Here is an 8,446-nt window from a genome sequence, read left to right as displayed (position 1 = left end):
AAGCTTTAAAAAGTCGGGCTGTGATCGACCATCGGCTACGACACTGCCGTCGGGGTAGGTAAATTTTGTGTAATCACCCTCTTTTCTCTCTCTCGGTTGAGCGGAGAAAACACGATAGTCCGAATGAAACACAGGCTCAAAATAGATACGGTTAGCCTGTAACGCTTGATACTTCAGATAGATGGGCCCTTCACCGGCTAGACTGATATGTTTTTTATAACCGCCTATAAAGGCTTCACTCAACCAAGGGTAATAGTCCTTACGGATTGTTAGATCCCCGTCAACTTTGAAGTCCGCGCCCCCTCGTGGCGAATTATTGTGGTCAAACATTACTACTACGCCACCACCTCCCCCCCAAATCACATTCTCGCCAAAACGGGTCAGGTCGGCATATTCCACGCCAAAGGTCACATTCGCCAGATGCCAGCGGCACGCGCCACCACCATCCTTTGGAAGTTCCACCTGATAGAGGTCGCTTTGCCCCTGCCGCTCTAATTCCCTGTAAATCGAGTGGTGACCATCCTGTTCGGTGCGCTGGCCGCTGGCTCCAATGCTGATGTGTTTACAGGTGGCCGAACGATACATGACCCACATGGTTTTATTTTTCAGTCCCTCCGGCAGCTTTACCGTCACGGTTATCTTTTCACTATCAGCAGGCGGTGACAGGCTGTAGTCCTGACGGCAACCACCAACAGTGAAAAGAAGTGTGCACATGACCACGGCCAGTCGGAGGGCGCTGGTTGAGTTCTTAAGCGCATTGATTTGCTTAACCATAGGTTTTCTCGTAATAGGCCCGTGGATCGGCGATGGCATCAAAACGCTCTAGTGCTTCTTTGCCCCCATCGGCTTGCTTTGTGACACGCAGGGCTTTATCCACCAAACGCTGCAAGTCGAGAAACACACGGTTGCGAGCCAACTCCTCCTCAGGAACACGCCCGTAGTAGTCCTTAATCTGCTGTTCGAATTTGCGCCGTTGTATCTGGCGCTCCAGCAAGGGTTCGCGCGCTGGATTGATGGATTCCAGCAATTGGTTGTGGATATAGGGTTGGTACTGCGACATGAAGTGGTCGCCAATCCGCAACACGCGGCCCACTGGGGTGTTGCTGTAGTGCGGAAAGTACCGGGCACGGTTTTCAGGACTCAGCGAAGCGTTGAAACGCCGCGTAGCCTCCTCGGCTTCTTGTTCATCGGTTTCACTGAGACTGGGCACCAGATACAGCTTGGCTTTCTCAGGTAACTCAGCAGTGATCGTGCCGCGAATGGGTGTGCCATCCGGCTTTCGATAGGCGGGGTATGACCCGAACTCTTGATAATGGTGTTGTTCAGCCTTGAAGAACATGGCGATCTTGCCGTGATGGCTGAACGCGTTCTCGTGCTTGTACACCATGCCAATTAACGCTTGGCCTACTGACCGTTGAAGTCCGAATACGTTGCCAAGTGGGCCGTATCGGTCATACAGGTCATTGTCCAGCGCAGCCTCGGGGGGCACGCGTGGGATCAAATCAGTGTCGTTGACATGACGGAAGTGCCAAAGATCCCCTAGGTATTGCACGGCGTGCAGGGTGAAGGTGCGGGGCATGCCGTAGGTGTATAGCAAGGGGTCATGTTTGAGTAACGAAGCGGCGTGGATTAGGCCGAGAGCACCGCCGAGGCTGTGGCCGCAAATGAATAGTTTTTTACTATCAATATCCGTAAGAACTGTCTCACCCAAGTCCCTGGCAAAAACCCTTCGTGCAACTTCAAAGGCATCACGAAAACCAAGATGCACACTACCCACAGAGGTCAGGTCTGGACAAGGAACCTTGGGCTCACACAGCGCTGCAATCTCAGGTTTTACAGGACGAAAGGTTGCATCGGTGATTAAGTCTGCAAGCCCCTCCATTTCTGTACCGCGCCAAGCCACTAACACTTGGGATGCACTGATGACGTAAAACAGTTGAGTATGACCTTCCGGCGGATCAGCTTTATCCGTATCCAAAGATTTGACCGCTGTATAGCGCTCGCTGAACGGCACATCCACCACAACACAAGGCCACGCCTGACCGTTGTCCCAAACACGTGGAGTGCGTGATAAATCTAGACATTGCTGCTCGAAGAGTTCGTTGGCGGAACCCAGCTCGCTTTCGCTCCGCGTGCTATACGCCAAAATACTCATCAACCCCAGGTTGTAAGCATTCACCAGGCTGTACTCCTCCTGATGATGCAAAACCAGCGACCACGCGCGAAACGGGCAGACTTCCAGTACATGCCGACGGTCCAGGTGATCGCCGCTCACAGTAAAACCACCGAACGTCTCATCAGGAAAGTGAAACGCAGGAAGCTCACGCGGATCAGCCAACGGTGGCTGAAAGGTGGGCCGCCGATCGCATAACTGCCCGATCCGTAAATAGTGGTAGTCGTGACCTTTCGCAAGCGCAGCCTTTTCAAACGGCGAGAACCCCGCACGCTGAGGCCCATACAACGGCGTACGGTCGCCTATTCCCGGGCGGGGTGGCTCTGCACGTACAGCACGTAGGCGCCGGGTTTGCAGTTGCTCGGCCAGCAGGTCTGCTCCCACCCACAACGTAATGGGCAGGGGATGCAGACCCTCGAGACGAATCACGCCCTCGGCATCGGTATACCCCGCGAACTCAGGCACATAGCCCCCACGCGAAGCCTCGTTCGCCGCACGATAAGGCAGATTCGCCAAAGGTTGGCCTAGTTCGTCAACCAACTGGAACTCGACCCAATGCTGGATCTGCTTGCCGCCAATAAAGTCCTTGAAGGGATTGAGCGTATCCGTGTAATGCAGTGAGTCGTTCATACCAGCCCTTGATCGAGAGTGGTACGCGCGGGGGCAGCCAAGTGGCGAGTTGAACGGAGCGTCTTGCCTGCCAAGGCGTGGCAATAACAAACACCCTGTATTACGCAGGAATTCATCCCTTTACCCCTGAACGCGTGAAGGCCCACAGAGTAAAGAGTTGCTATCAACGATGAATGTCGGAAGATTCGACTTTACAAGAGCGACCCTTCCCGATCTCCCTTCAAGACCTACAAACCATCGATATGCCGGTAATCAATTTTCAGCCCCGCAGCCAGCGCTTGCGCCCGACCCAACCTGATCGGCCCGCGCTCGATATCCACCAGCAACCCAGGGCACTCCAACAGCGGCAACCCGTCGATAGCCTTGAGTCGCCCATCAGTAATCAGCAACAAGCGCTGTTGCTCAGCCGGATAGCGTTTACGCCGCGCCGCCAACCAATGTCCGGCCTCGGTCAGTGCGGCGAGCAGCGGCGTGCCTCCGCCAGCGCCGAGTTGGGCCAGCCAGCCCGCCAAGCCTTTGGCGGCCTTCAGACCCTGCACTTGCCACGTGGGCGCGTGCCCACTGGCCGTCAGCAACGCCATGCGCGCACGTTGGCGATAGGCGTCGTCAAACAACTGGGCCAGTAAGCCCTTGGCGTCGGTCAATGCTTGATGGCGGCGGGTGGAGGCCGAGGCATCGACGATCACCAGCCACAGCTCATGGGCCGAGCGGCTGCGCAGGTGAAACAGCAAGTCCTCCCGCGATTGCGGGCGGCCGCCGAGCAGGGTGCCCGGCCAGTTGATCGAGCCGTACTGCGCGCTACGTGCCTTGCCGTGCCGGCCTTTGTCCACGCGTCCTGCCTTGGGTCGGGCATCCGCCCCCGCGTCAGGTCGAGGGCGAATGCCTAGGGCTTTTTTGGCCAGGTGGGGACTTCCCGCCGGGCGCCCGTGGGTAAGGCGGCGGCGGGCATGTCGCCCCATTGGCCTTGGCCGGGAGAGGTGTCAGAGGACTTGGGGGATTGCCCTTGATTCGGCGGGCTGGCCGGCGGAGATTGCTCTTGGCGGCGATGGCGCAAGGCAAAGTCGGCGACGGCCTCGATGTCCTCTTCGTCAATGGCGCTGGCACCACGCCAGGCCGCATGGGCCCTGGCGCCGCGCAGCCAGACCAAGTCCGCGCGCAAGCCGTCGACGCCGGCGGCGAAACAACGCTCGGTGATCTGCGCCAAGGTCTGGTCATCCAGCGCAATAGCCTCAAGCCGCGCTCGCGCCTCGGTGCAGCGCCTCTGTAGAGCGGCTTGTTGCTCGGCCCACTGCGCGCAGAACGCCGCGGGGTCAGTGTCAAAATCCAAGCGCCGACGGATGATCTGCCCGCGTTCCGTGGGCAAGGTCTGCCCGCTCAGCGCCACGTTAAAGCCGAAGCGATCAAGCAGTTGCGGGCGCAGTTCGCCCTCCTCCGGGTTCATCGTGCCGATCAGTACGAAACGCGCCGAATGGCGATGGGAAATGCCGTCACGCTCGATCAGATTGGTGCCGCTGGCAGCCACGTCCAGTAACAGATCCACCAGATGGTCGGGCAGCAGATTGACTTCGTCGACATACAGCACGCCGCCATCAGCCTTGGCCAACACCCCCGGCGAAAACTGCGCCCGCCCCTCACCCAATGCCGCGTCCAGATCCAGCGTGCCAACAAGACGCTCTTCAGTCGCGCCCAGCGGCAAGGTGACAAACTGGCCACTGACCAGCAGGTCCGCCAAGCCCCGCGCCAGGGTGGACTTGGCCATGCCACGCGGGCCTTCGATCAGCACACCGCCGATCTTCGGGTCGATGGCGGTGAGGCACAGCGCCAGTTTCAATGCGTCGGCGCCGACCACGGCGGACAGCGGGAAATGGGGGATATCAGTCATCAGCTGTCTTCTTCTATATCCAGCAACAGGTTTTCCAACGCCTCACGGTAAGCCCCCGGCTCCTGCCACATGCCGCGCTGCTGGGCTTCAAGCATGCGTTCGGCCATGTCACGCAGGGCGGCGGGGTTGTGTTGCTGCACAAAGGCGCGGGTGTCGGGGTCGAGCAAATAGGCGTCGGCAAGCAGCGCGTATTGGTGATCGTCGATCAGCGCGGTGGTGGCGTCGAAAGCGAACAGGTTGTCCACGGTCGCAGCCATTTCAAACGCACCTTTATAGCCGTGGCGTTTCACGCCTTCGATCCACTTGGGGTTGGCGGCGCGGGAGCGGATCACCCGGTTCAGCTCTTCCTTCAAGGTACGGATTTTCGGCAAGTCCGGCTGGCTGTGGTCGCCATGGTAACTGGCGGCCTTGTCGCCGCTCAGGGTTTCCACGGCAGCGAGCATGCCGCCCTGGAATTGGTAGTAGTCGTTGGAATCGAGCACGTCATGCTCGCGGTTGTCCTGGTTCTGCAATACCGCCTGTACCTGGCTCAGGCGCTGGGCAAACTGCCCACGGGCGGCGGTGCCCTCGTCGGAGCCGCCATACGCATAGCCGCCCCAGTTCAGGTAGACCTCGGCCAAGTCCTCGCGGCTTTGCCACAGGCGCCCGTCGATCGCACCCTGCACGCCCGCGCCATAGGCTCCGGGCTTGGCGCCGAAGATGCGCCAGCCGGCCTGTTTCGCCGCAGCTTCTGCGTCCAGGCCAGACGCCAGCAACGCCTCGCGCTCACTGCGCACCTTGGCCGCCAACGGGTTCAGATCGTCCGGCTCGTCCAATGCCGCCACCGCCTGCACCGCCGCATCGAACAGGCGGATCAGGTTGGCGAAGGCATCACGGAAGAATCCCGACACCCGCAGCGTGACGTCAACACGCGGGCGGTCCAGCAGGCTGATCGGCAGGATTTCAAAGTCATCCACCCGCTGGCTGCCCGTGGCCCAGACCGGGCGCACGCCCATCAGCGCCATGGCCTGGGCAATATCGTCGCCGCCGGTGCGCATGGTGGCCGTGCCCCATACCGACAAACCGAGCTGGCGCAGGTGATCGCCGTGATCCTGCAAGTGCCGCTCAAGGATCAGGTTGGCGGATTGAAAACCGATGCGCCAGGCCGTGGTGGTCGGCAGGTTGCGCACGTCCACCGTGAAAAAGTTACGCCCGGTGGGCAGTACATCCAGGCGCCCGCGACTCGGCGCACCGCTCGGCCCCGCCGGCACGAACCGCCCGCTCAAGGCATCCAGCAGGCCGCGCATTTCCGCCGGGCCACAGGCATCCAGGCGCGGCGCAACGACGATGCGCAGGCTTTCAATGACGGCCTTCACGCCTTCCCAGCCAGGCTCCTCCAGTTGCTCAAGCGGGCCTTCCAGAGCCTGTTCGATCAAGCGCGCCGCGTAGAGCTCCAGGCGCTCGCGGGTATCGCCGGCGGTACGCCACAACTGCGGGTCGATCTTCTGCAACACCAGGGGACGACGACCGGTCCAGGGTTCGGCGAGTGCACAATCCAACGGATCGAAGCCCAACTCGAAGGCCTTGGCCAATACCCGCAGCAAACTCGACTGCGCACCGCGCCCATCACCACGGGGGATACGCAGCAGCGCGAGCAAAGTGTCGATGCGCAAACGGCCGTCAGGCGACTCGCCAAAAATGTGCAGGCCGTCGCGGATCTGTGACTCCTTCAAGTCACACAGATAAGTGTCGAGGCGCGGGAGCCAGATGGCGGCGTCAGCTTCTTTATCCAGTTCAAGCTCTTGGTCGATGCGGGTTTCGCGCACCAACTTGAGGATGTCCTTTTGCAGCTCGAGGGCGCGGCGAGGATCGAGCAGTTGCGCTTCGTAATACTCGTCCGCCAGCAGTTCCAGGTCACGCAATGGGCCGTAGGTTTCGGCACGGGTCAGCGGCGGCATCAGGTGGTCGATGATCACCGCCTGGGTGCGGCGTTTGGCCTGGGCACCCTCGCCCGGATCGTTGACGATAAACGGGTAGATATTCGGCAACGGCCCCAGCAGCGCATCGGGCCAGCAGTTTTCCGACAGGCCAACGCCCTTGCCCGGCAGCCATTCCAGGTTGCCGTGCTTGCCCACATGGATCACGCCGTGGGCGCCATAGGTGTGACGCAGCCAGAAGTAGAACGCCAGGTAGCCATGAGGCGGCACCAGATCGGGATCGTGGTACACCGCGCTGGCGTCCACCTGATAACCCCGCGCAGGCTGGATGCCGACGAAAGTCAGGCCCAGGCGCAGGCCGGCGATCATCATGCGGCCGTCGCGGAACATCGGATCGTTATGGGGCGCGCCCCAACGCTCAATAACCGCCTGGCGATTGGCTTCGGGCAGGCGTTTGAACATCGCCTCATAGTCGTCCAGGCCCAGGCTTTGGTGACAGGGACGCAGATCAATACTGTCGAGGTCGTTGGTGACGCCACCGAGCAGGTCATGGATCAGGGCCGTTCCACTCGGGGGCAATTCGGCGGGCAGCGGATACCCTTCGGCTTGCAGGGCACGCAGGATGTTCAGCGCCGCCGCCGGTGTGTCCAGGCCCACGCCGTTGCCGATACGGCCGTCGCGGGTCGGGTAGTTGGCGAGGATCAGCGCGATGCGTTTCTGCGCATTCGGCACCCGTGCCAATTCGACCCAACGACGCGCCAGTTCGGCAACAAAATCCATGCGCTCGGGCGCGGCGCGGTAACACACCACATCCGACTGGCTGCGCTCACTGCGCCAGGCCAGATCCTTGAAGCTGATCGGCCGGCTGATGATGCGCCCGTCCAGCTCCGGCAAGGCAATGTGCATCGCCAAGTCGCGCGGGCCCAGGCCTTGTTCACTGGCCTGCCAGCCCGGCTCGTTGTCTTGGGCGCAAATCGCCTGGATCACCGGGATATTGCGGCGAAACGGGCGCAAATGCGGCGCTTCCGGACTGGATTGGGCAAACCCGGTGGTGTTCAGGATCAGCCCCGCGCCGACCTCATCGAGCAGGTCCTCGACGACCGTCAGGCAGCCGGGCTCTTTCAAACTGGCCACCGCTATCGGCAACGGGTTCAGACCCGCAGCCTGCAAGCGTTGGCAAAACACATCGATAAAACCGGTATTGGCGGCCTGCAAGTGAGAGCGGTAGAACAGCACCGCGGCCACCGGAAACTCGGCCTGCCAATCCGCCTGCCAGTCATTCAAGCGGGGGTTGGCTTTGTGCGGGTGATAAATCGCCGTGCGCGGCAGGGTTTGCGGCTCGGCCCAGGCATAGTCGCGCCCCAGGTAAGCGCTGGCCAGGCAGCGATAGAAATCCAGCGCATTGCCCAAGCCACCCTGGCGCAGGAAGTGCCACAGGCGATCACGTTCTTGTGCGCCAACGGTGCTCAAACCGCTGAGTTCCGGGTCGGGGCGATCGTCGCCCGGCACCAGGATCAGTTGTACACCGCGTTCGGCCAGCTCCACCAGACGCTCGATACCGTAACGCCAATAGCCGATGCCACCATGCAGCGAGATCAGGATGACCTTGGCGTGGCGCAACACCTCGTCGACATACAGGTCGACCGAGGCGTGGTTCTGCACCTGCATGGGGTTGGCCAGGCGCAGGCTCGGGTAATCGTCGGGCAACTGCTGGGCCGCTTCGGCCAGCAGCGCCAGGCTGGAGTCGCCGCTGCACAGGATCACCAGTTCAGCGGGGGTTTGGCCAAGGTCGGCAATATTGTCGTCCGAGACGAAACCACCGGGCTGGGTCCTGAGCAGGTGCAT

The 8,446-nt window shown here is 60.9% G+C and carries 5 protein-coding genes; all 5 read right to left on the bottom strand.

Annotation, left to right across the window (positions count from 1 at the left end):
• The coding region (locus LIY36_RS22670) for a hypothetical protein (RefSeq protein WP_226457236.1) at window positions 1-774 on the bottom strand (774 nt) is incomplete at its 3' end.
• Window positions 767-2,803 (bottom strand): lipase family protein, encoded by a 2,037-nt coding sequence (locus LIY36_RS22665; protein WP_226457235.1) that lies wholly within the window; start codon window positions 2,801-2,803, stop codon window positions 767-769. The genes LIY36_RS22670 and LIY36_RS22665, both read right to left, overlap by 8 nt.
• A 227-nt stretch (window positions 2,804-3,030) precedes the next feature.
• A complete protein-coding gene (locus tag LIY36_RS22660; protein ID WP_226457234.1) occupies window positions 3,031-3,633 on the bottom strand; it encodes a vWA domain-containing protein in 603 nt (200 codons plus the stop codon).
• 53 nt (window positions 3,634-3,686) lie between these two features.
• Window positions 3,687-4,685, bottom strand: coding sequence for an ATP-binding protein (locus tag LIY36_RS22655; RefSeq protein WP_226457233.1), 999 nt, complete (start codon window positions 4,683-4,685; stop codon window positions 3,687-3,689).
• Window positions 4,685-8,446 (bottom strand): cobaltochelatase subunit CobN, encoded by a 3,762-nt coding sequence (gene cobN, locus LIY36_RS22650; RefSeq protein ID WP_226457232.1) that lies wholly within the window; start codon window positions 8,444-8,446, stop codon window positions 4,685-4,687. Before cobN ends, LIY36_RS22655 begins: the two co-directional genes overlap by 1 nt.

Origin of the sequence: Pseudomonas sp. AF03-9, assembly GCF_020515815.1 — a bacterium.
In the GTDB taxonomy this organism is placed as follows: domain Bacteria; phylum Pseudomonadota; class Gammaproteobacteria; order Pseudomonadales; family Pseudomonadaceae; genus Aquipseudomonas.
Note: the sequence above shows the minus strand (reverse complement) of the source record. Positions and strands in the feature narration are given on the sequence as shown.